This window comes from Micromonospora yongxingensis, assembly GCF_052601155.1.
In genome coordinates, this window is record NZ_JBQXEO010000003.1 from 277,353 (window position 1) to 298,635 (window position 21,283).

The following is a 21,283-nucleotide window of genomic DNA, read 5'->3' on the forward strand; positions in this document are numbered from 1 at the left end:
AGGCGTCCGGGTGCCGGCGGGCACCTCGGGACGCCTGACCCAAGGGTACGCGGACGCCCCGGCCACCCGCGCCGCGCGCCCGGTCGGCCGGTGGGCCGCGACGTCAGACGACGCGCGCGCCCGCGACCGGGCCGTGCGCGACCCGCGCCTCGCGGCAGACGCCCGCGGTGGTCAACTCGGCGGCGATCCGCTCGGCGGCGGCCGCGTCGGCGGCGAGGAAGACGCAGGTCGGGCCGGAACCGGAGACGATGCCGGCGAGCGCACCGGCCGCCTCGCCGGCCTTGAGGGTGTCGGCCAGCGCCGGGCGCATGGCCAGTGCGGCGTCCTGGAGGTCGTTGCCGAGCGTCCGGGCGAGCACCCGGGGGTCGCGCTGGCGCAGCGCGCCCAGCAGCGCGTCCGTGCTGCCCAGCGGGGTGCCCGCCGCCCCGGAGTCGCGCAGCCGGTCCAGCTCGCGGTACGCGGCCGGGGTCGACAGGCCGCTGTCGGCGATGGCCACCACCCAGTGCCAGGAGGTGGGACGGGCCAGCACGGGGCTGACCGCCTCGCCCCGGCCGGTGCCCAGCGCGGTGCCGCCGTAGATCAGAAACGGCACGTCGGAGCCGAGGTCGGCGGCGATCCCGGCCAGTTCGTCACGGGACAGCCCGGTGCCCCAGAGCGCGTCACAGGCCACCAGCGCGGCGGCCGCGTCGGCGCTGCCACCGGCCAGCCCGCCGGCGAGCGGGATCTGCTTGCGCAGGTGCAGCCGGGCGTGCGGCAGCACCCCGGCGTACCCGGCCAGGGCGTGCGCGGCGCGGATCACCAGGTTGGTGTCGTCCAACGCCAGCTCGCCGGTGCCCTCGCCCTCCATGGTCAGGGTGAGGGTGTCGCCCCGCCGGGCCGTCAACTCGTCGTGGATCGAGATGGCGTGGTAGACGGTGTTCAGCTCGTGGTAGCCGTCGCGGCGCAGCGGGCCCACCCCGAGGTGCAGGTTGACCTTCGCGGGCACCCGGACCTTCACCGGTCCGCTGGCTCCGCGCCGCTCGTCTTCGCCATCCGGTCGCCAAGCCTCGGTCACGGCGCCAGCCTACTGGGCGGCCGGCACGGCGGTCGGAGCCGACGCGGCGATGGCGGCGAACTGCTCGACGGTGAGCGACTCACCCCGGGCACCGGGGTCGACGCCGGCGGCGGTGAGGGCGGCGGCGGCGCGGTCCGCGCCCCCGGCCCAGCCGGCCAACGCGGCGCGCAGGGTCTTGCGACGCTGCGCGAACGCCGCGTCCACCACGGCGAAGACCCGTTCCCGGGGTACGTCGGAGCGGGGTGGCTGGCGGCAGGTGAAGGCGACCAGCCCCGAGTCGACGTTGGGCACCGGCCAGAACACGTTCGGTGGCACCCGGCCGGCGCCCCGGGCCTGCGCGTACCAGGCGAGCTTGACCGACGGGATGCCGTACACCTTGGAGCCGGGACCGGCGACGAGCCGGTCGGCGACCTCCTTCTGCACCATCACCAGGCCGTGCCGCAGGCTGGGCAGCGCGGCGAGCAGGTGCAGCACCACCGGCACGGCCACGTTGTAGGGCAGGTTCGCCACCAGCGCGGTCGGCGCCGGATCGGCCAGCTCGGCGGCGTCGATGCGTAGCGCGTCCGCGCGGTGCACGGTGAGCCGCCCGGCGTCCGCCCCGGCGTGCCGGGCGACGGTCTCCGGCAGCGCGCCGGCGAGCACCGGATCGATCTCCACGGCGTGCACGTGCCCGGCGACCGGCAGCAGCCCCAGGGTGAGCGAGCCGAGCCCGGGGCCGACCTCCAGGGCCACGTCGTTGGGGGTCAGGCCGGCGGCCGTGACGATCCGGCGCACCGTGTTCGGGTCGTGCACGAAGTTCTGGCCCAGCTTCTTGGTGGGCGCGACGCCCAGCCGGGCGGCGAGTTCCCGGATCTCCGCCGGGCCGAGGAGACCGGTCATGCCTGGGAGCGTAGCGGCGTCGTCGGGGCAGACCGTCGGGCCGGGCTCACCACGGGCCGAAGACCCGGTCGCCGGTGGCCGAGATGGCGGCGCACAGCTCGTCGAGATCGGTGCCGGTGGTCGCGGCGAGCGAGCGGACGGTGAGCGGGATCAGGTACGAAGCGTTCGGACGACCCCGGTGCGGAGTCGGGGTGAGGTACGGAGCGTCGGTCTCCACCAGGATCTGGTCCACGGGTGTGAGCGCGGCGGCCTCGCGCAGCGCGGTGGCGCTGGCGAAGGTGACCGTGCCCGCGAAGCTGAGCAGGTAGCCGCGACGGACGCACTCGCGGGCGAAGTCGGCGTCACCCGAGAAGCAGTGCAGCACCACGGTGTCCGGAGAGCCCTCGTCGTCGAGGATCCGCAGCACGTCGGCGTGCGCGTCCCGGTCGTGGATGACCAGTGCCCGGCCGTACCGCTTGGCGATGGCGATGTGCGCCCGGAAGCTCTCCTCCTGCGCGGCGCGCCCCTCGTCGCCGGTGCGGAAGAAGTCCATCCCGGTCTCGCCGATCCCCCGGACCCGGTCCCGCGCGGCGAGCGCCTCGATCTCCCGCAGCGCCTCGTCGAGGTCGGCCAGCCGGGGCGCCTCGTTCGGGTGCAGCGCCACCGTGGCCAGCACGGCGGGGTGCCGGTCGGCGGTGTCCGCGCCCCACCGTGAGGAGGCGACGTCCACGCCCACCTGGACCAAACGGTCCACGCCGACACCGGTGGCCAGCGCGATCGCCGCGGCGACCGGGTCGTCGGCGGACCCGCCGCCGGGCACGCCGGCCTCGCTGACGGTGATGTCCAGGTGGGTGTGGCTGTCCAGCACCGGCCGGGGCAGCGGTTCGGGGGCGGGCGGGAACTCTCCGGCCCGCCGGGCGGCCCGCTCTCGGCGGGTTTCAGTGGGCTCGCTCATCAGCGACAGCATCACACACCGGGGCTGTCCATCCGCCCGCCACCCGACGTTCACCTCGACTACGCCGCGCGACTCTACCGTCGCTCGCGTGAGCGAGCGCAGCGAGCGAACCATGAGGCACGGCAGCGTGGCGCCTCGCGCCGCTGCCGAGCGCAGCGAGGCGGCGGCGTGAGCGAGCGCAGCGAGCGAACCATGAGACACAGCAGCGTGGCGCCTCGCGCCGCTGCCGAGCGCAGCGAGGCGGCGGCGTGAGCGCTGCCCCCCAGGCCAGTGGTGCCGCCGGCGAACGTACCGGGCTGCGCGTGGCGTTCGGCGGCGGCGTCTATCCGGCCGAGGAGATCGCCCGGGGTGCCGCGTACGAGCTGTTCAGCGCCGACGAGGTGCAGGGCTTCGAGTGGGCGCCCCGAGCGGGCAGCGCCCTGCCGTGGCGCCGGTTCGTGCACGTCACCGAGGTGACCGCGGTGCACGGGGCACCGGAGCCGGCCGAGGAGCCGGAGACGCCGCTGATGATGCCGGCGCACCGGGAGCGGGGTTGGGCGCAGCTGCACCAGCTCAGCCAGCAGCCGGCCGCGGCGGGTGACCCGATGCTGGTCGCCGCGCGCGGGTCGGCGGTGGTCCGCAGGGGCACCCGGATGGTGAAGGTTCTCTCCCCCCGGCAGCTCGCCGGGTACGTGCGGGGGTGGCTGCCGCACGGCTTCTGCTACCGCGAACACGACGTGGCGCACCTGCGTACGCCGGGGGCGACCACGGTGCTGAGGACCGACGGCGAGGTGGGCCGGGACGGCCTGGACGTGGCGTACGCCCTGCGCTGGCGGGCCGCCGACCCGGGTGACTACGACGTGCCGGTGGGCGAGGCGCACCGTGGCCTGACCGAGCTGGCTCCCCGCGACCGGCTGGGTCCGCCGGTGCTGGGAACGGGGTTCGTGCCGAGCAACGGTCAGCTCATCCCGGAGTTCATCACCCGGGACTTCGCCGACCTGCCGATGCCGGCGAACGCGGCCCTGCTCGCCTACCCGGCGGAGGGGGTGGAGGTGGTGCTCTACACCTACCAGGCCGAGCAGCGCGGCTGGCTGCGGATGGTGGGCCCGCAGTGGCGGCATCTGCTGTCGGCGGTGCCGGGTCTCTCCCCGGACCAGGAGTACGTGCCGACCGGGGACTCCCCGCGCTCCACCCAACTGGTCGGTGTGCACGGCGACAGCGAGTACGAGGCGGTGGCCGACCTGCCGGGCGGGTTCCGGGTCCTGGCGATGACCCGTGCGGCCCGCTACCCGGTGGAGGCGGTCGCCCGGCGACTCCGTTTCGCCCGGTGGCGGGGTGTGCCCTGCCTGGTGCTGCGGGAGGAGGGCGGCTGGCTGCGGTTGCGGCTGCGCTTCCCGGACCCGGAGACGGTGCTCACCACCGGCGCGCAGTGCCACGATCGCGGCATCTACGAGACCTGGGCACCGGGCACCGAGGTGACCGACGATCAGGTGATGGACACCCGGTACGCGATGTGACGCCGCGCGGCGGTGGGCCGCTGCCCTCCGCCGCGCGGCCTTCGTACGCTCAGCCGGCCAGGCGGGCCAGCTCCTCGTCGACGATCGACGGGTCGAGCTTGCGGAACACCGGCTTCGGCGTGGACAGCGGCCGCCCCGCCTCCAGCGGCACCGACTCCCAGCGCGCCCCGACCGTGTAGTCCCCGGTCAGCACCGGGTACGCCGGCCCGCCGTCCAGGTCGTCGACCTGCTCGATGACCGGCATCGGCGCGTGCACGCCGGTGCCGCCGAGCAGCTCGTGCACCTGCTGCGCGGAGTGCGGCAGGAACGGGGTGAGCAGTGTGTTGGCGTCGCTGACCACCTGGAGGGCGACGTGCAGGATGGTGCCCTGCCGGGGCTTGTCCGCCTCGTCCTTGAGCTTCCACGGCGCCTGCTCGGAGAGGTACCGGTTGGCCTCGGCGACCACCTTCATGGCCTCACCGATGGCCTGCTTCTGGCGGTGGCGGCCGATGAGGTCGCCGACCGTGGCGAAGCCCGCCCGGGCCACGGCGAGCAGCGCCTCGTCGGCCTCGGTGAGCCCGGCCGGGTCGATCGGCGGGACCGCGCCGAAGTTCTTCGCCGCCATCGACACCGACCGGTTGACCAGGTTGCCCCAGCCGGCGACCAGTTCGTCGTTGTTGCGGCGGAGGAACTCGGCCCAGGTGAAGTCGGTGTCGTTGCTCTCCGGGCCGGCCGCGGCGATGAAGTAGCGCAGCGCGTCGGCGTCGTAGCGCTCCAGGAAGTCCCGGACGTAGATGACGACCTTGCGGGACGAGGAGAACTTGCGCCCCTCCATGGTCAGGTACTCGCTGGAGACCACCTCGGTGGGCAGGTTGAGCTGGCCCAGCTCGCCCGGCTCACCGTCGCGGGAGCCCGCACCGGAGTAGCCGGAGAGCAGCGCCGGCCAGATCACCGAGTGGAAGACGATGTTGTCCTTGCCCATGAAGTAGTACGACCGGGCGTCCTTGCCCTCGCCGTCGGCCGACCACCAGCGGCGCCACGCCTCCGGGTCGCCGGAGCGGCGGGCCCACTCGATGGAGGCGGACAGGTAGCCGATCACCGCGTCGAACCAGACGTAGATGCGCTTGTCCGGCCGGTCTCGCCAGTCGTCCAGCGGGATCGGTACGCCCCACTCCAGGTCCCGGGTGATCGCCCGGGGCTGGAGGTCGTCGAGCAGGTTGCGGGAGAACCGCAGCACGTTGGGCCGCCACCCCTCCCGGGTGTCCAGCCACTGGCGCAGCACGTCGGCGAGGGCGGGCAGGTCCAGGAAGAAGTGCTCGGTCTCGACGAACTTCGGGGTCTCCCCGTTGATCCGCGACTTCGGGTTGATCAGGTCGATCGGGTCGAGCTGGTTGCCGCAGTTGTCGCACTGGTCGCCACGGGCGCTGTCGTACCCGCAGATCGGGCAGGTGCCCTCGATGTACCGGTCGGGCAGGGTGCGCCCGGTCGACGGGGAGATGGCGCCCATGGTGGTCTTCGGCACGATGTAGCCGTTGCGGTACATCCCCTCGAACAGCTCCTGCACCACCGCGTAGTGGTTGCGGGTGGTGGTGCGGGTGAAGAGGTCGTAGGTGAGGCCGAGCCCGTGCAGGTCCTCGACGATCACCCGGTTGTAGCGGTCGGCCAGCTCGCGGGGGGTCACCCCGTCGGCGTCGGCCTGCACCTGGATCGGTGTGCCGTGCTCGTCAGTGCCCGAGACCATGAGCACGTCGTGGCCGGCCATCCGCATGTACCGGGCGAAGACGTCGGAGGGAACGCCGAAACCGGAAACGTGGCCGATGTGGCGGGGGCCGTTGGCGTACGGCCAGGCCACTGCCGCGAGAACGTGACTCATGAGCAGCAAGCCTAGTGACCCGTCCGGTGCGCCCGCGAACCAATAGGGGGTGCCGGGCCGACGGACCGGGCCGAGCACCCCGCCCATTGGTCCGATTTGTCGCCGACACGCGGCTGAGCTGCCTGATCCGCCCCGCCGACCGGTGTGCAATGAACGTCGTGACTGGCAGACGAGCGGCCCGGGACCACGACGACCGTCCCACCGGGCCGACGGTCGGCGACGACCCGAGCCCCGGGCCTGGCGGGGCGCCCCGACCGGCCGTCGGCCCCCGAACGGGCTCCACCCCCCGACCGGGGACCATGCCGGCACCGGGCTCCGTCCCCGCCGACCGGCCCGGGCGGCAGCGACCCACGCCGGCGGGGCGGACCGCCGTGCCGAAGCGCGACGACGCGGCGGAGTTGGCGGCCACCCCGGCCCGGCCGGCGCCGGCCGCGCCGGCACCCACCCCGGCCCGGCCCACTCCGGCGGCACCGGCACCCAGCCCGACCCGTCCCACGGGCGCGGCGGACGGCTCCGGTGGGGAGCCCACCGCCGGGGTCGTCGAGGTGGAGCCGACCACCGGGGCGCCGGTGGACGCGGTGCCCCGCCGGGTGCCGGTCCGGCAGCAGAGCCGCTGGCACCGGGGCGCCCGCCGGGCCGACGGCGACACGATGCCGGACGATGACGAGGCCGTCTGGGCGCCGATCGAGCAGGTGCACTGGGACGGCACCCCCGTCCGGGAGGAACCCGCGCCGGAGCGGGACCGCACCTCCGGCCCGGCGGGACGGCGGGCGTCGGCCCGTACCGCCCCGCCGCCGGACCCGCTGCCCGGCCTCGCCGCGTTGGTGCTGCTGAGCCTGGTCACGGCCTTCTTCGCCTGGGTCAGCGCCGGCCCGTTCTGGCTCGCGGTGGGTCACGCCCGGGTCGGCACGGTCGTGATCGACGACTGCACCGGCGGCGGGCTCACCCAGCGGTGCCGGGGAACCTTCGCGGCCGACGGGCCGTTCGTGGCCCACGGGGTACGGGTCACCGGGGTGCCCGCCGGGAAGGACGCCCCGGGGACGGCGCTGCCAGCGCGCATGGCCGGCCCGGACGGCGGCACCGCGTACGCCGACACCGGCGCGGGCCGTCACCTGCGCTGGGTGCCCGGCCTGCTGGTGATGATCGCCTGTACCGCCGGCATCGCCCGGTTCACCGGGTCGACCCGGCTGGCCGGGCGACGGAACCGGCGTTGGGCGGTGACCGTCGCGGTCGCCGGCCCGGTCCTCATCGCCCTCGGGTTCCTGGCCGCCGCGTGGTGACCCGGCCCGAGCCCGACGGGCCGGGAGCGCGGATCAGCTGTGCACGATCGTGTAGACGTCGCGGCGGCGCAGCGCGTACTCGGTGGCCACGTCGGTGATGGCGTCGCGGCGGGACCGGCCGGCCGCCTCCCGCTCGGCGACCGCCGCGCGCAGGGTGTCGTCGTCGGGCCGTTCCGGGGCGCTCACCGGCGCGCCGGCCACCACGAGGGTGATCTCCCCACGCGGATCCCCCTCGGCGGCCCACCGGGCCAACTCGCCGAGCGGACGACGGAGCACCTCCTCGTAGGTCTTGGTCAGCTCGCGGCAGACCGCGGCCGGCCGGTCCGCGCCGAACGTCTCGGCGAGGTCGGCGAGCGCCGCGCCGACCCGGTGCGGCGCCTCGAAGAAGACCAGGGTGCGTTCCTCGGCGGCGAGGGCGCGCAGCCGCGCCCGGCGGGCTCCGGGGGTGCGGGGCAGGAAGCCCTCGAAGCAGAACCGGTCGACGGGCAGCCCGGAGACCGCCAGCGCCGTGGTCACCGCGCTCGGCCCGGGGGCGACGCTGACCGGGGCGCCGACGTCCAGCGCGGCCCGGACCAGCCGGTAGCCGGGGTCGGAGACGCTGGGCATCCCGCCGTCGGTCACCAGCGCCACCACGTACCCGCCGAGGATGACCTCGACCAGCTCGGGGGTCCGCCGCTCCTCGTTGCCCTCGAAGTAGGAGACGATCCGGCCGCCGACGGTGATGTCCAGGTCGCGGGCCAGCCGGGTGAGCCGCCGGGTGTCCTCGGCGGCCACCACGTCGGCGCTGGTCAGCACGTCACGGAACCGGGCCGAGGCGTCGGCGGGGTTGCCGAGCGGGGCACCGAGCAGGATCAGGCGCCCAGCTTCGGACATTTCACCCACGAGATCGTCTCCTTCATCGACAGCAGATACCGGTATCGGGGACGACAGGCGCCACAGGACACGTTGGCAGCCTACGATCGCCGGGTGACGAGTGCGTCGACAGCGCAGAGCCCGAGCGCCGACCCGGCAAAGACGGTCGAAGTGACCGCAGGCGAGCACCGCCCCGACGAGGAGGCCGCGGTGCCCAGCACCGGCCGAGGCGGGGTGCCCGGCGTGCTCCGCCGCCGGTTCGCCACCGTCGATTCCCGGCTGGACCGGTCCTCGTGGCTGGCGACCGCCGTGGTGGTGGCCATCGCGGCGATCCTGCGCTTCGTCGGCCTGTCGAGCCCGAAGGGCAAGATCTTCGACGAGACGTACTACGCCAAGGACGCGTACGGGCTGATCAGTCGCGGCGTCGAGTGGAACTACAAGGACAACGTCCCGTCGTACGTGGTGCACCCGCCGCTGGGCAAGTGGCTGATCGGCCTCGGCGAGTGGGCCTTCGGCTACCAGGACGCCGATTCGAGGGTCTCCGTCCCCGGGCATCTGTTCACCACCGCGCCCGAGTTCGGCTGGCGGTTCTCGGCGGCCGTGGTCGGCACCCTCTCGGTGCTGCTGCTGGTCCGCATCGGGCGGCGGATGTTCCGTTCGACGGTGCTGGGGTGCGCGGCCGGCCTGCTGCTCGCCCTGGACGGCTTCCACCTGGTGCTGTCCCGTGCGGCGCTGCTCGACATCTTCCTGCTCTTCTTCGTGCTGGCCGCGTTCGGCGCGCTGGTGCTCGACCGGGACTCCCGGCGCCGGCGCTGGGTGAAGGCGCTGGAGGGCGGGCTCGACCCGACCCGACCGGGCCGTGCCGGCCGACCCCCGACCGGTTGGCGCACCTGGCCGTGGTGGCGACTGGCCGCCGGGGTGCTGATCGGCTGCGCCTGCGCGGTGAAGTGGAGCGCGCTCTACTTCGTGCCGGCCTTCGCGCTGCTGGTGCTCCTCTGGGAGGTCGGTGTCCGCCGTTCGGCGGGCGTCCGTCGGCCCTGGCGGGACACCCTGCTCGACGAGCTGCCCTGGCTGGTGCTGGCCGGCGTGTTGATGATCGGCACCTACCTCGCCACCTGGTCGGGCTGGCTGCTCAGCGACGACGGCTACTACCGGCTCGCGTCGTCCTACCCGAGCGCCCCGCTCAGTGACGCCCCGGTGATCGGCCCGCTGATCAACCTCTTCGAGTACCACCGCGCGGCGTACGGCTTCCACACCGGCCTGGACGACCCGCACAAGTACCAGTCGTGGCCGTGGCAGTGGCTGCTGCTCGGCCGCCCGGTGGCGTTCCACTGGTCCGGCGAGGGCGCCTGCGGTGCGCCGAGCTGCGCCTCGGAGATCCTGCTGCTCGGCACGCCGCTGCTCTGGTGGTCGTTCCTGCCCGCCCTGGTGGCGCTGGTCTGGCTGGGTGTGGCACGCCGGGACTGGCGGGCCGGTGCGATCCTGCTCACCGTGGCGGCGGGCCTGCTGCCCTGGTTCGTGTTCGCCCTCGAGGGCCGCACGATGTTCTCGTTCTACGCCGCTCCGGCGTTGCCCTTCATGGTCCTTGCCGTGGTGTACGTCCTGGGCGCCCTGATCGCCCCCGCCGGGGGTGACGTCGGTGCGGTGGCCCCGTTGGTCCCCGGCGATCCCGGTTACGAACGCCGGCTGGTGGGCAGCGTCGCGGCCGGGGCGTACGTGCTCCTGGTGGCGCTCTGCTTCGCGTACTTCTATCCGATCTTCGTGGGCACGTTGATGCCGTACTCGGACTGGCTGTCCCGGATGTGGCTGGACGGTCGCTGGATATAGGCATCGACAGGCGACGCGCCGCACAGCGCGACGAAAACGGGCCCGCACGCTTCGGCGTGTGGGCCCGTTGCACAAAGACGCGCGCCCCGATCGCCTGCCACGGGGGAAGCGGGCGATTGGGGCGCGCATGAAGAGCTTAACCACCGCGCACCACCGGCACAACGGGTCGACTTAGGTCAGATTTCCGACCGATGTCGGCCGGACCGACAGCCTCCCTCCAGCAGTTGACCGAGGGTGACCCGGCGTGGACCCAGAGCCCGGAACGGGCCGGTCGGAGGCCCTCGTCGACCCGTCCGGAGACCGCCGTCGGATGGCCACGGACGCCAGGCTCGCCGGGGGAACCGGACGTCGCGATCGCACCGGAGCGGTTGGTCGCAAATCCTCGACGCGCCGGCCTGACCGCACCCCGCCGCACCCCGCTGGTGGCGTGTGCCGTCGGCCGGGGACAGGGCTGACCCAAGTGATCATCCAAAGTGGATCTCACTACACTGCGGGCCGTGATCAACTTCAGACGATCGACGGCCGTCCTTCTCGGACTGCTGGCGACCACCGCGCTGGCCGGGCCGCTCCCGGCGGCGGCCGACGACGAGGAGCCGGTGGCCGAGCCGCCCCGGGTCGAGCTGGTGCTCGACGTCAGCGGCTCGATGCGGGCCGCGGACATCGACGGGCGCAGCCGGATCTCGGTCGCCCAGCAGGCGTTCAACGAGGTGGTGGACGCGCTGCCGGCGGAGACCCAGCTCGGCATCCGGGTGCTCGGCGCGACCTACCGGGGCAAGGACAAGAAGGTCGGCTGCCAGGACACCCAGCAGATCGTGCCGGTCGGACCGGTCGACCGGGCCCGGGCCAAGGCGGCGGTGGCGACGCTGCGACCGACCGGGTTCACGCCGGTCGGCCTCGCACTGCGCTCCGCCGCGCAGGACCTCGGCACCGGGGCCACCACCCGCAGGATCGTGCTGATCACCGACGGGGAGGACACCTGCGCCCCGCCGGACCCGTGTGAGGTGGCGCGGGAGCTGGCGGCGCAGGGCACCAGCCTGGTGGTCGACACGCTCGGGCTGGCCCCCGACGAGAAGGTACGCCGGCAGCTGCTCTGCATCGCCGGTGCGACCGGCGGCACCTACACGGCGGCGCAGAGCGCCGAGGAGCTGACCGACCGGATCAAGCAGCTCGTCGAGCGGGCCGGCGACACGCATACGCTGGCACCGACCGTGGTCGGTGGCGCGAACGCCTGCGACTCCGCTCCGCTGCTGGCCCCCGGCGTGTACGCCGACCGGGAGGCCTTCTCGGAGCACCGGTACTACCGGGTGCCGGTACGCCCCGGGCAGGAGCTGCGCGCGTCGGTGAGCATGGCGCTGGACCGGCCGGTGAACCGGGACTACGGGGTGCTGCTACGGGCCACCGCGGCGGACGGCCGGGAGCTGGTCCGTGGCGCGGACGCGGGCAGTGGACGGGCCGACGTCCTCTCCGCCGGGCTGCGCTGGTCGGCCAGCGCCGACGACGAGGACGCCACCGAGGCCGAGGCGACCCCGACCGCCGCCGAACCCACCACCGTCTGCCTGGTGGTGAGCAACTCGTTCGCCCCGCGCCCCGGCACCTCGGCGACGCCCGGCATGCCGGTGGAGCTGACCATCGACGTGGTGGCGGCCGCACCGGCACCGGACGGGCCGGACCTCGGCCGGGGTTGGGTGCTGCTCGCCCTGCTCACCGTGGCCGGCCTGCTCACCGGCCTGCTCGCCGGGCTGCTCACCCGCTGGTGGGTCGCCACCTGGAGGGAGAACTGATGCGTACCGCACTGTTCCGGTCGCTGGCGGCGCTGCTCGCCGCCGGCGGGTCCGCCCTGCTGCCCGCGGCAGCCGTCGCCGCCCCCACCCCCTCACCAGGTGCCACCCCGGTCACCCGGGCCGGCACCTCGTTCCTCACCGCCACCTCGATCACCGCCGGGCAACCGGTGCGGGTGGACGCTTCGGTCGGCGACCACCTCTACTGGTCGTTCGCTGCCACCGCCGGGCAGGTGCACGAGATCAGTGCGACCGTCTCGTTCCCGAAGGCCCGCAGCGGCGCCTCCACCTGGACCGTCGACGTCTTCGACGGGTTGCGCCGGCGGCAGGCGTGCACCGCCGGGGCGCAGACCCCGACGGTGGACGCGCAGGCGTCGAGCGTGACGCTGGGCTGCACCCTGCGTGAGGTGCGGCCCTGGGCGGAGCCGTGGTCGGCCGACCCGCTGCCCGGCACGTACGTCATCCGGCTCTCCGTGGTGGACCTGCCCGAACCGGACCTGGGCGCCCCGATCGACGTCGACCTGCTGGTCGGCACCGTCGCCGACCACGGCGCCTCGGGCGACGACGGCGAGCTGGCCGCGCCGCTTCAGCCGAACACCAGGGCGGGCACGGTGCTCAACGCCGTACCCCCGATGGACCCGGAGGCCGAGGACGAGGGTGACTCACCGGCGGACTGGCTGCCGGACCTCGGCTCACGCTGGGTCTGGACCGGCATCGGCGGCGTGCTCGCCGCCGTGGCCGGCGTGGTCGGCTTCGCCCTGACCCGGCGGCCGCGACGTCGCTGAGGCACGGCCCCGGTGGCCGCCGTGTGAGCGGCGGCCACCGGCGGCCTCAGCCGCGCCGGGAACCGCGCGGAAGCCAGCCGATGAACCGGTCCTGGAGCGACATCACCGGGGCGGCACGCAGGTCCTCCGTGGCGGCGGCGAGACAGGACCCCAGGTAGACGCTCAGCATCGCCCGGTCACCCCCGTACTCCGCCAGCAGCCGACTGCGCTTCGTCGCGCACGGCCACTCGTCACCGCACGAGCCACAGCTCCAACCGGGGGTCGTCGGGGCGTGGTCGTCAGCCCGTACCCCCGGCCGTTCCGCACCATGGGTCATCGCAGTCCTCTCCAGATGTCCGCGGGACTGGCTGTCGCCGTGCCCCGGCCAGCGGTTGATGGCCCTCCCCCGGTGCCGTCAGGGGAGCGCAGCGCGTACCCCCGGTGTTACATCTTTGCGGTACGTTCTCCCCTCGTGACAGTCGGAAAGTTGACGGTTGACCGAATGTCCCCGCACCAGGTCCATTCCTACCGACGGGTAGGCGGCCGTGCGTGACCTGCTGCCGGCGACGGTCGCGGTGGCGGTCGCCAGCCCGGACGACTGGGCCGGTGAGCTGCTCGCCGCCGAGCAGGCGTGCCTCGGCGACCGGGCCGTGCAGACCCGTCGGCGGGACTTCACCGCCGGGCGGGTGTGCGCCCGGCGGGCGATGGCCGGCCTCGGCCTGCCGCCAGCGGCCGTGCCGGCCGCAGCCGACCGTGCTCCGGTCTGGCCGGCCGGAATCGTCGGGACCATCACCCACACCACCGGCTACTGCGCCGCCGCCGCGGCGCGCAGCACGGACGTCCGGTCCGTCGGGATGGACGCCGAGCAGCACCGCGAGGTCAATGAGGGAGTACGCCGACTCGTGCTGCTGCCCGAGGAGGAGGAGAGCTGCGCCCGGCTTCCCGGCGACATCTCCTGGCCGGTGGTGCTGTTCAGCGCCAAGGAGACCGTCTACAAGGTCTGGTACCCGGTCGTCGGAAGTTGGCTGGACTTCCACGACGCACGGCTGGAGCTGGACCCGGACGCCGGGACGTTCACGGCCCGGATCGCACCCGTCCGCCTGGACGCGGCGGCCGTCGCCGACCCGCCCGCCACCGTCACCGGCCGGTTCGTGGTCGCCGACGGGCTGGTCCGCACCGCCGCCGTCCTCCCACTCCGCTGACACCGGGCGTGTGAGGTCCATCCATCGGAGTTTTCGCCGCACAGTCCACCCTGGCCCCGTCCGCGGCATCGACACGTGCCCCCGTCGGGCCGTGGGACAGCGTCCGGCGCGGCGACCGGACGCTCCGCGACGCACGGTAGCGTCGGCGGGTTCCCGAACCGCACGTACGAGGCGCCAAGGAGTACGGTGACCCACCCCCAGCCCCCCGTCGGGCAGCAGGACCCCCAGCAGCCGCACCCGGAGCGGCCGACGCAGCCGTTCCCGGCGACATCGCAGCCGCAGTCCGCCGCCGACCCGACGGTCCCGCAGGCACCCGTGCCGCCCAACCCGTGGTCGGCAGCGGCGAACGCTCCGCAGCCGCCGGTTTCCGGGCCGCCGGTGTCCGGGGTGTCGCAGCCGGGCGTACCGGCTCAGTGGGCCCCGCCGACCGCGCCGCAGCCGCCGTACGCCAGCGCCCCGCAGCCGCCGTACGCCAGCACGCCCTACCCGGCCTCGCCCGATCAGCCCTGGCCGCAGCCGCCTTTCTCGGGCGGCGCGTACCCGGCGGCCGGCGGGCCGGGTTATCCGCTGACCATGCCGCCGCCTGTGCCGACGAAGAACTCCAAGAAGACGGTGGTGGTCGTCGCGGTCACCGCGGCCTTACTCACCCTGCTGTGCTGCGCCGGCGGCATCGTGGCGGTGGTCATCGGCGCCAACCGGGCCGCCACCGAGGTGACCGAGGCACTGCCCACTCCCGGGGTGACCCGGGGCGCCGGGCAGCCTCCGAACGCCGTCCCCTCGCCGACCCCTCGCTCGGCCAACGGCGACACCCGCGACATGTCGCCCGGGGACACCCTGGTCATCGACGGTGACGACGGCACCGTCGAGATCACCGTGACGAAGTTCAGCACCGCCACCAAGCCCTGCGCGTCCTACGGCCTCCAGCCCGACGAGGGCATGTACGTGATCGCCGACGTGACGGTGACGGTCACCAAGGGCACCGGTTCGGCGAACCCGTTCTACTTCCAGTGGGTCGCCGCCGACGGCACCGAGACCAACGCGATCGGCGGGGCCTTCTCCGGCTGCGGCAAGCCCATGCCGGCGGGCAACGACCTGACCGCCGGCACCAGGCGCACCGGCAGCGTCGTGTTCGACGTGCACGACACCAGGGGCGCGCTGGAGTACCAGCACGAGTTCGAGACCGCCGGTTCCTGGAAGCCGTGACGCGACGCGGCGGGACCGCCCCCACCCGGGTCGGTCCCGCCGCGCCCGGTCGACCCGATCTCCCTAGCGGTGTCCGTACCCGCTTCGCTGCTCGACCCGCAGATCATCCCGACCAGGGGCCACCAGCACGTCGCGCACGACCGGTCGAAAGAGCGCCACGGTCTCGGCGATGAACCGCAGCCGGCCGACGCCGAGCACACGCAGTGCCGAGCCGTGGCCGTACCCGACCACGCATGCCGCCCCGAGCAGCAACCACCACCAACCGACTGCCACCGCTGCCCGCGCCGGCCCTCCGACGGAGGCGAACCCGGCGCGCAGCCGCTGGGTGTGGAACGGGACGTGTGACTCCTCGTCCGCCAGGATCCGCCCGCCCACCTCCGTCAGCAACGGATCGGCCGTGCCGTCGCGTACCGCCCGGTAGTAGCGCAACGCCACCACCTCGGCGACCATCAGCGTCATCAACTCCAACCGCAGCCCCAGTGCGCGCCGCAGCGCCACGAACACCCGGTCACTCCAGTGACCGTCGATCGTGGACGCCCCCGCGCTGATCAGCAGGAGCTTGAGGAGCCGGGCGTGATTCTGTTCCTCGGCGACGAACATCCGGACCGCCGCCAGGTAGTCCGCGTCACCGGCACGTTCGCTCTTGCCGATGAGGTTCGCGCCGTCGCCGTCCTCGCCGGCCTGGAATCTCTGCAGACTTCGAATGAGGGCTCGGTCCAATGGGCGTCCCGCGCCCCACGGCGGGTCCGGTTCGACCCGGCGGCGCTCCGCGTTGTCCTCGAACTCGCGTACCCATTCCTGGAAACCCATGTCGCCCATCCCCGTTTTCCGTGAACCGTTCCGCAACGCTATGCATCCGGTTCGGTACCGACAACGATGAGCAACCAACCTCCATGGCATCTCCACGCCGCGAGCACATCTCGTCGTGTTGTGCGGGCGAGCACCGCTGAGCGGTGCTCGCCCGCGAGCCCTTGGGCGCCCGTTGTCGCCGGTCGGGTGTCAGCAGCCCGTCCAGCGCACCGGGGTGACCCGGTCGTCGTTGCGGAACCCGACGATGGTGCCCGTGTCGGAGACCGACCGCGCACCGACGGTCACGCGCTCGCCGCCACCCGGCAGAAGCCGGGAGTTGTGCCCCCGCACGACCCGGTCGCCGCCCACGACGACGCCCTTGGCGTTGACGTCGTCGGCCCAGGCCAGTCGCTCGTCGAGCGCCGTGTGCGAACCGTCCCGCAGATCCCACCGCACGTTCAGGGTGCTGGTGCCGCCCAGGTCGACCTTGCCGATCGCCCAGTGACCCTGCGCCCCGTCGACCATCGCCATCCGGGCGCCCGGCGCGGTGAGGGCGTCGACCCGGCCGTCCGGCCGACGGACCCAGCCGGTCCAGCTACCAAAGTCCCCGGCGGAACCCACGATGGTGCCGTCCGCGGTGATCCCCGTGGGAGTGGCGTTGGCCGGGGTGTCGAGCACCTCGACCGTGCCCGGCCGGGCGGCGGGCCAGCGCAGCGCGAAGAACTCGCCGGTTGCGGTGTCGGTGCCGTGGCCGACGATGTCGCCGGCCTTGTTGATGGCCGTGACGCTGATGCCGGCAGACGGCACCACGGGCAGCAGCTCGACCCGGCCGCCGCGGTACCGCCAGGGTTGGCTGATGCCGTTCGTCCAGCCGTTACCGATCACGACACCGTGGGCGTTGACGTCGACGGGGTCTCCGCCGAGCGGCGCGTCGAGGGTGGTGAGCCGCTGCCGGTCCCAGACGAGCAGCAGGGGCTGGTTGCCGCTGTCGCTGACCCGCAGGGCTGCGCCGACGACGTACCGGCCGGTCGGGTCGACGGCGTTCGCCTCGGCACGGTACGTGTCGGCCGGGAACGGCAGCGTGCCGATCGTGCAGGCGCGGAAGTCCTGGCCCTTCGGCGCGGCGGTCGCCGCTCCGGAGACGGCGAGGCCGAGCGAGGTGCTCAGCAGTCCGGCCGTGACGGCTGCCAGCATCCTGCATCGAGCGATGTGATTCATGACCACTCCCCGTGTTCGCCCGGGTGCTCCGGGCTTCGACTGATGCTCGTTGCACATTCGGGGAGGGCCCATGGTTGCCGTGTGTCCGATGAGAGACACGACCCTTGTTCGGCCGCTCTCCGTTCGCCATGGAGCACAACGGCGGGGCCGTTCGGTCGATGTGGCCGCCCAGGAAGAGGGCCAGGATCGATGATGTCGAACGTTGTCAATACCCCACGGGGGTCCGGATGAGCAATGACCAGGACAACACCGTTGACCGCCGTCGGCTGCTGCGGCGCGCCGGCACCGTCGCCGCGGGGCTGGCCGGCACCGGCGTGGTCGGCGCGGCCGCCGCCACGTCCGCGGAGGCCGCCCCCGGCGATCCCAGCAGCACCTCCAACCACATCGTGCCGGTCATACCGCAACGGGTCGTCGACACCCGCGTTCCCCAGGGACGAACCAACATCGTCAACCTCGATGGTGAGTGGGACACCAGCAACCTCGACAGCGCCGGACGGGTGCTGGGTGGCCGGACCATCGATGTCATCCTGGCGCGCTACGCCTTCATGAGCGAGGCCATCTTCGGCACCGTGACGGTCACCGGTCCGGTCGCGGCCAGCTTCCTGCAGATCTTTCCCACCGGCATAGCCCGTCCGACGAACTTCTCGACGATCAACTTCGAGGCCAACCAGACGCTGTCGAACGGTCTCGTCTCCGCGGTCAACTGGGACAACGATCGCTTCTCCATCTACGCCGGGCGAACCACGCACGTCATCATCGACGTGGTGGCGTTCCTGATCGGAAGCGGCCAGGTCTACCCGCAGATCCTGTTGACGCATGACGGGTGGCCCACGGGGGCGGCGGATCAGGCGCAGGCGGCGCGGCAGCGCCGGCCGATCTGGGAACAGGACGACTAGCAGGACGCGGCTACCGCGCCCACGACTCCTCGGCGGTGACGACCGGCTGGCCGGTACGTACCGACTCCTCGACGGCGAGGCTGATCAGGTGGTCCTGACACGCCTCGGCCAGGGGATACGGCGCCGGGCCCTCCTCCCGCGCCCAGGCACCGGCGCGGGCCATGATGTCGGCCACCGCGATGTCGTCGTCGGACATTCCGCTGCCCACGAACGGATTCCGGTAGACGACGCGGCCGTCGAAGCTGATGTGCTTCAGGTCGAGCCCTTCGAGGTTCAGGTCGATGCCGGTCTGCCGCCGCACCAGGGTCGACTCCACCGGCGTGGTCGGATCGACCAGGCGGACGACCCGGTCGTCCACCAACTCGCCGAGCGAACCCCGCACCACCAACCGGCGGGTGCGCAGCGGATTCCACCACTGATTGTCGGTGAAGTCGTACAGCCCCACCCGTCCGCCGAAGTCGATGGTCGCGAGGGTGGTGGTGAGCTGCTGCGGGGTGGCGTCGCCACTCCAGCCGGCAGGCGACAGCGGGTTGGCCAGCGGGGCGACGAACGCCCGCGCGTCGACCTCTGCGGCGTCGTACCCGACGCCGAGCAGGCCACGGATCAACGAGACGGCGTGGTACAGGTGCGTCGAGGAGATCTGCACCGAGGTCGGCTCGCCGAGCACCCCGGCGCGGATCACCTCCAGGCGGGCGGCGTGCCCGGGCATCAGCAGGTACTGCTCGGCGACCTGCACCAGGCCGCTGCCGCCGACGTCGGACCAGAGCGACCGCAGCCCCGCCACGTCGGGCGCGGGCGGCGTCTCGGCGAGCACCGGCACGCCGGCGGCGACCAGGTCACGGGTCACGTCGGGCGTCACCGACCAGGGCACCGACACGATGACGAAGTCCGGCCGTTCGTGGGCGAGCAGCTCGGCCGTCGTGCGAAAGGTTGGCACGCCCCACCCGGCCGTCACCGCGTCACCACGCGATCCGGTACGCGTGACCACCCCGGTTGCGCGGAACCGCTCCGGCAGGAGCCGAGCCAGACGCAGGAAGAACTCACCCCGCCAGCCGCTGCCGACCATGCCGAACCGGGTCTGGGCCGTGGATGTCATGTGGGCTCCTCACGTCGAATCCGGATGCTAGCCGGCCCACCGGCGCCTCCCCCGCTACGGTTGCCCGGGATCTCCGATATGCGGAAGACGGAGGATGTCGCTGATGGCTACCGTGCCGGCTCACAGAGAACGCGGGGCGACCGTCGTCGGCACGACCGAGCCGCGGCCCTCGCTCGACTACTACCTGGTCACCGGCCACCGCCCGACCGCCGGCGTGGAGGGCATCGTCGTCGAGGAGTTCACCCGCCACCGCGACTTCTCGACCGCTGGCCTCGACAGCGCTGGTTGGACGGCTGGCGGTGCCGGGTGGTGGAGTTCCGCTTCCCTCAGCCGCAGCATGCGCACCGACCCGGAGGTGCTGACGAGGGTGGTTCCCACCTCGCGCAGCGAAGCCGAGGCGGTCTACCGCAGGCTCGGCGGCGGTCAGCTACCCGTCGAAGAGGTGCTGCGTACGTACTTCTGCGACCACCAACCGTTCGCCACCGCGCCACCGCTGCGGCTCGGCCTCACCCAGCCACCCACCGGCTTCCGGGAACGGCGCGTCTACCGGGTGCTCTTCGCCAAGGATCTCCGGGAGGGAGAGGTGGCGAGCCTCCGGGCGCTGTGGGGGACGCCGGCCGGCGGTACACCTGGACCTGTCGCCTCCGGTTCTCTGGACCAGGGCGGCGACCGGTGCTCCTGGGACCTTCGCCGGGTCGGCCGAGGGCTCGCCTGGGGCCTCGACGTGACCGTCCTGTTGAGAGCCGACGCCTCCCCAGCGCTGGGCTCGACCCTGCAGGACCTGACGAACGTCATGCGACGGCACGGCCTGATACCCGTGACGACCGAACGGTTTTCCTGACTGCCCAGCACCGTTGACCGGCGTAGGGAGACTATGGACATGGATGTCTGGGTAACCCTGGTCGCTGCCGTGGCTGGCGCCGCCATCGCGATCCTTGGTCAGTACCTGACCAAACGAGGCGAGGCCAACGTCCGACTGACCGAACTCCTGCTTGAACAGTGCTCTCGACTTGTGGCACTGGCGGAGGATTTTCGGCACCGGGTATGGGAAGAGCGGGAGCTCGGGCTCGTAGGGCGCGTGGACGGGTGGGACCTTGGGGAGTCCCGGCTCGCCCAGGCGAAGGTGCGCATCCTGTGCGGGGATCAGCGGGTACTCGCCGCCCTCGAGGAGTTGAACTCCTCGGGCAAGTCCCTCGGTGCGTATTGGAGACGCGGACAGGTAGAGCCGGCTGAGCTTGAGGCGCGGTACGAGAGAGTGAAAAGGGCCATCGAGTCGTTTACCGCCGCCAGCGCCACACTCGTCCGGAGACGCTTCGCCAGAGCCGCTGACTAGAAACGCCCGGCGGCGGCAATCCACGGGTGCCCGGGCATCGAGATGCCGTCCAGACTGCTGGAGTCGACGCTCCACCGCCCGGCCAGCTCGCCGTCGCCGCACGCGGAAGATCGCGAGCGACGTACACCTCATCTGCACCGGCCGGGACCTGCGGACGCGCCCTTCGCCACGCAAGAAATGGTGGGGTCTGCTCCCCGCTGTTCGCCCGCGTGCGGCACGGGGCGGCGAGCAGTTCCTCTGAACCAGCTACTCGATTGCTACGGGCTGCCTCGACAACACCCACGCCATGTAAGGGTGGTCACGCCGACGGAATGGCCTGCGGTCGCCGTGAGTCGCGTCCACCACTGGGTCACGGGCGCGGGCCGCGGTAGGGCAGGGTCGCGCTGTAGACGACGTTGGTGGTGGTGCTGCCGAACACGGCGAGCTCGTTGATGATCTGTTCGAGGTGTGCCATGGACGTCGCGGCGACCTTCAGCACGTAACAGTCGTCTCCGGTGGTGCGCAGGCACTCCAGGATCTCCGACCGTCGCTCCAGCAGCCGACGCAGCGGTTCGTGCCGGCTGCCGGGATACTTGAGCCGGACCACCGCGAGTACGGCGAAGCCCGCCTTGGCCAGGTCGACCTCGGCGCGGTAGCCGGTGATCACACCGGTCGCCTCCAGCCGCCTCACGCGTTCGCTGGTGGCCGACGCACTCAGTTTGACCCGTCGGCTGAGTTCGGTGATCGGCAGGCGGCCGTCCTTCTGCAGCTCGGTCAGGATCGACCAATCGACAACGTCAAGATCCTCGGCCATTCGCCAAAACTACCGGCGGATCCACGGTAGGAGCCAT

The 21,283-nt window shown here is 73.0% G+C and carries 20 protein-coding genes; 10 read left to right on the forward strand and 10 right to left on the reverse strand.

Going from position 1 to position 21,283, the window contains the following annotated elements:
• Positions 1-103: 103 nt before the first annotated feature.
• The 3 genes from ACTWLT_RS06825 to ACTWLT_RS06835 are packed head-to-tail and all read right to left on the reverse strand — an operon-like array spanning position 104 to position 2,879.
• The gene (locus tag ACTWLT_RS06825) at positions 104-1,054 is read right to left on the reverse strand and encodes a 4-(cytidine 5'-diphospho)-2-C-methyl-D-erythritol kinase (RefSeq protein WP_252415891.1); all 951 of its coding nucleotides are present in this window, start codon (positions 1,052-1,054) and stop codon (positions 104-106) included.
• A gap of 9 nt (positions 1,055-1,063) precedes the next feature.
• A complete protein-coding gene (rsmA, locus tag ACTWLT_RS06830; protein ID WP_445317570.1) occupies positions 1,064-1,933 on the reverse strand; it encodes a 16S rRNA (adenine(1518)-N(6)/adenine(1519)-N(6))-dimethyltransferase RsmA in 870 nt (289 codons plus the stop codon).
• A gap of 46 nt (positions 1,934-1,979) precedes the next feature.
• Positions 1,980-2,879, reverse strand: a complete 900-nt coding sequence (locus tag ACTWLT_RS06835; protein WP_445317571.1) for a TatD family hydrolase — start codon at positions 2,877-2,879, stop codon at positions 1,980-1,982.
• Between the two features lie 236 nt (positions 2,880-3,115).
• On the opposite strand from ACTWLT_RS06835, the gene ACTWLT_RS06840 reads away from it, so the two are divergent.
• Positions 3,116-4,363, forward strand: coding sequence for a hypothetical protein (locus ACTWLT_RS06840; protein WP_445317572.1), 1,248 nt, complete (start codon positions 3,116-3,118; stop codon positions 4,361-4,363).
• Between the two features lie 49 nt (positions 4,364-4,412).
• Here ACTWLT_RS06840 and metG read toward each other — a convergent pair whose 3' ends face one another.
• Positions 4,413-6,215, reverse strand: coding sequence for a methionine--tRNA ligase (gene metG, locus ACTWLT_RS06845; protein ID WP_252415895.1), 1,803 nt, complete (start codon positions 6,213-6,215; stop codon positions 4,413-4,415).
• Between the two features lie 149 nt (positions 6,216-6,364).
• On the opposite strand from metG, the gene ACTWLT_RS06850 reads away from it, so the two are divergent.
• Positions 6,365-7,495 (forward strand): hypothetical protein, encoded by a 1,131-nt coding sequence (locus tag ACTWLT_RS06850; protein WP_445317573.1) that lies wholly within the window; start codon positions 6,365-6,367, stop codon positions 7,493-7,495.
• Positions 7,496-7,528: 33 nt separating this feature from the next.
• Here ACTWLT_RS06850 and rsmI read toward each other — a convergent pair whose 3' ends face one another.
• Complete coding sequence (gene rsmI, locus ACTWLT_RS06855) at positions 7,529-8,368, reverse strand: 16S rRNA (cytidine(1402)-2'-O)-methyltransferase (protein ID WP_445317574.1); 840 nt, start codon at positions 8,366-8,368, stop codon at positions 7,529-7,531.
• Positions 8,369-8,461: 93 nt separating this feature from the next.
• On the opposite strand from rsmI, the gene ACTWLT_RS06860 reads away from it, so the two are divergent.
• From ACTWLT_RS06860 to ACTWLT_RS06870, 3 genes are all read left to right on the forward strand, one after another.
• Positions 8,462-10,174: a dolichyl-phosphate-mannose--protein mannosyltransferase gene (locus ACTWLT_RS06860; RefSeq protein ID WP_445317575.1), complete on the forward strand. Its 1,713-nt coding sequence runs from the start codon at positions 8,462-8,464 to the stop codon at positions 10,172-10,174.
• Positions 10,175-10,671: 497 nt separating this feature from the next.
• On the forward strand, positions 10,672-11,955 hold the full coding sequence (locus tag ACTWLT_RS06865) for a VWA domain-containing protein (protein WP_445317576.1): 1,284 nt from the start codon (positions 10,672-10,674) through the stop codon (positions 11,953-11,955).
• Positions 11,955-12,737, forward strand: a complete 783-nt coding sequence (locus ACTWLT_RS06870; RefSeq protein WP_445317577.1) for a peptidase — start codon at positions 11,955-11,957, stop codon at positions 12,735-12,737. The genes ACTWLT_RS06865 and ACTWLT_RS06870 overlap by 1 nt, the downstream gene beginning before the upstream one ends.
• A 46-nt stretch (positions 12,738-12,783) precedes the next feature.
• Here ACTWLT_RS06870 and ACTWLT_RS06875 read toward each other — a convergent pair whose 3' ends face one another.
• Positions 12,784-13,053 (reverse strand): hypothetical protein, encoded by a 270-nt coding sequence (locus tag ACTWLT_RS06875; protein WP_252415901.1) that lies wholly within the window; start codon positions 13,051-13,053, stop codon positions 12,784-12,786.
• A 208-nt stretch (positions 13,054-13,261) separates the two neighbouring features.
• Between ACTWLT_RS06875 and ACTWLT_RS06880 the strand changes: the two genes are divergently transcribed.
• Together ACTWLT_RS06880 and ACTWLT_RS06885 are read left to right on the forward strand one after the other, a co-directional pair.
• Positions 13,262-13,918: a 4'-phosphopantetheinyl transferase family protein gene (locus ACTWLT_RS06880; RefSeq protein WP_445317578.1), complete on the forward strand. Its 657-nt coding sequence runs from the start codon at positions 13,262-13,264 to the stop codon at positions 13,916-13,918.
• Between the two features lie 186 nt (positions 13,919-14,104).
• Positions 14,105-15,121, forward strand: a complete 1,017-nt coding sequence (locus ACTWLT_RS06885; protein ID WP_445317579.1) for a DUF4352 domain-containing protein — start codon at positions 14,105-14,107, stop codon at positions 15,119-15,121.
• Between the two features lie 63 nt (positions 15,122-15,184).
• On the opposite strand, the gene ACTWLT_RS06890 is transcribed toward ACTWLT_RS06885, so the two are convergent.
• Both ACTWLT_RS06890 and ACTWLT_RS06895 read right to left on the reverse strand, forming a co-directional pair.
• A complete protein-coding gene (locus ACTWLT_RS06890) occupies positions 15,185-15,931 on the reverse strand; it encodes a ferritin-like domain-containing protein (protein ID WP_445317580.1) in 747 nt (248 codons plus the stop codon).
• A gap of 189 nt (positions 15,932-16,120) precedes the next feature.
• Complete coding sequence (locus tag ACTWLT_RS06895) at positions 16,121-17,128, reverse strand: hypothetical protein (RefSeq protein WP_445317581.1); 1,008 nt, start codon at positions 17,126-17,128, stop codon at positions 16,121-16,123.
• Between the two features lie 227 nt (positions 17,129-17,355).
• Here ACTWLT_RS06895 and ACTWLT_RS06900 point away from each other — a divergent pair, with 227 nt between their 5' ends.
• Positions 17,356-18,024: a hypothetical protein gene (locus tag ACTWLT_RS06900; protein WP_445317582.1), complete on the forward strand. Its 669-nt coding sequence runs from the start codon at positions 17,356-17,358 to the stop codon at positions 18,022-18,024.
• Between the two features lie 10 nt (positions 18,025-18,034).
• Here the strand turns inward: ACTWLT_RS06900 and ACTWLT_RS06905 are convergent, their stop codons facing one another.
• Positions 18,035-19,120, reverse strand: coding sequence for a Gfo/Idh/MocA family protein (locus ACTWLT_RS06905; RefSeq protein WP_445317583.1), 1,086 nt, complete (start codon positions 19,118-19,120; stop codon positions 18,035-18,037).
• 103 nt (positions 19,121-19,223) lie between these two features.
• Here ACTWLT_RS06905 and ACTWLT_RS06910 point away from each other — a divergent pair, with 103 nt between their 5' ends.
• Both ACTWLT_RS06910 and ACTWLT_RS06915 read left to right on the forward strand, forming a co-directional pair.
• On the forward strand, positions 19,224-19,961 hold the full coding sequence (locus ACTWLT_RS06910) for a hypothetical protein (RefSeq protein ID WP_445317584.1): 738 nt from the start codon (positions 19,224-19,226) through the stop codon (positions 19,959-19,961).
• Between the two features lie 39 nt (positions 19,962-20,000).
• Positions 20,001-20,453: a hypothetical protein gene (locus ACTWLT_RS06915; protein WP_445317585.1), complete on the forward strand. Its 453-nt coding sequence runs from the start codon at positions 20,001-20,003 to the stop codon at positions 20,451-20,453.
• Between the two features lie 349 nt (positions 20,454-20,802).
• Here ACTWLT_RS06915 and ACTWLT_RS06920 read toward each other — a convergent pair whose 3' ends face one another.
• Positions 20,803-21,246, reverse strand: a complete 444-nt coding sequence (locus ACTWLT_RS06920; protein ID WP_252415911.1) for an Lrp/AsnC family transcriptional regulator — start codon at positions 21,244-21,246, stop codon at positions 20,803-20,805.
• Between the last annotated feature and the right edge of the window lie 37 nt (positions 21,247-21,283).

Excerpts from the sequence above, each read along its gene's own strand:
- ACTWLT_RS06870 (WP_445317577.1), top strand. The coding sequence starts at position 11,955 with ATGCGTACCGCACTGTTCCGGTCGCTGGCGGCGCTGCTCGCCGCCGGC.
- rsmA (WP_445317570.1), bottom strand. The coding sequence starts at position 1,933 with ATGACCGGTCTCCTCGGCCCGGCGGAGATCCGGGAACTCGCCGCCCGG.
- rsmI (WP_445317574.1), bottom strand. The coding sequence starts at position 8,368 with ATGTCCGAAGCTGGGCGCCTGATCCTGCTCGGTGCCCCGCTCGGCAAC.
- ACTWLT_RS06895 (WP_445317581.1), bottom strand. The coding sequence starts at position 17,128 with ATGAATCACATCGCTCGATGCAGGATGCTGGCAGCCGTCACGGCCGGA.
- ACTWLT_RS06875 (WP_252415901.1), bottom strand. The coding sequence starts at position 13,053 with ATGACCCATGGTGCGGAACGGCCGGGGGTACGGGCTGACGACCACGCC.
- ACTWLT_RS06905 (WP_445317583.1), bottom strand. The coding sequence starts at position 19,120 with ATGACATCCACGGCCCAGACCCGGTTCGGCATGGTCGGCAGCGGCTGG.
- ACTWLT_RS06910 (WP_445317584.1), top strand. The coding sequence starts at position 19,224 with ATGGCTACCGTGCCGGCTCACAGAGAACGCGGGGCGACCGTCGTCGGC.
- ACTWLT_RS06920 (WP_252415911.1), bottom strand. The coding sequence starts at position 21,246 with ATGGCCGAGGATCTTGACGTTGTCGATTGGTCGATCCTGACCGAGCTG.
- ACTWLT_RS06900 (WP_445317582.1), top strand. The coding sequence starts at position 17,356 with ATGAGCAATGACCAGGACAACACCGTTGACCGCCGTCGGCTGCTGCGG.
- metG (WP_252415895.1), bottom strand. The coding sequence starts at position 6,215 with ATGAGTCACGTTCTCGCGGCAGTGGCCTGGCCGTACGCCAACGGCCCC.
- ACTWLT_RS06850 (WP_445317573.1), top strand. The coding sequence starts at position 6,365 with ATGAACGTCGTGACTGGCAGACGAGCGGCCCGGGACCACGACGACCGT.
- ACTWLT_RS06915 (WP_445317585.1), top strand. The coding sequence starts at position 20,001 with ATGGATGTCTGGGTAACCCTGGTCGCTGCCGTGGCTGGCGCCGCCATC.
- ACTWLT_RS06890 (WP_445317580.1), bottom strand. The coding sequence starts at position 15,931 with ATGGGTTTCCAGGAATGGGTACGCGAGTTCGAGGACAACGCGGAGCGC.
- ACTWLT_RS06835 (WP_445317571.1), bottom strand. The coding sequence starts at position 2,879 with ATGCTGTCGCTGATGAGCGAGCCCACTGAAACCCGCCGAGAGCGGGCC.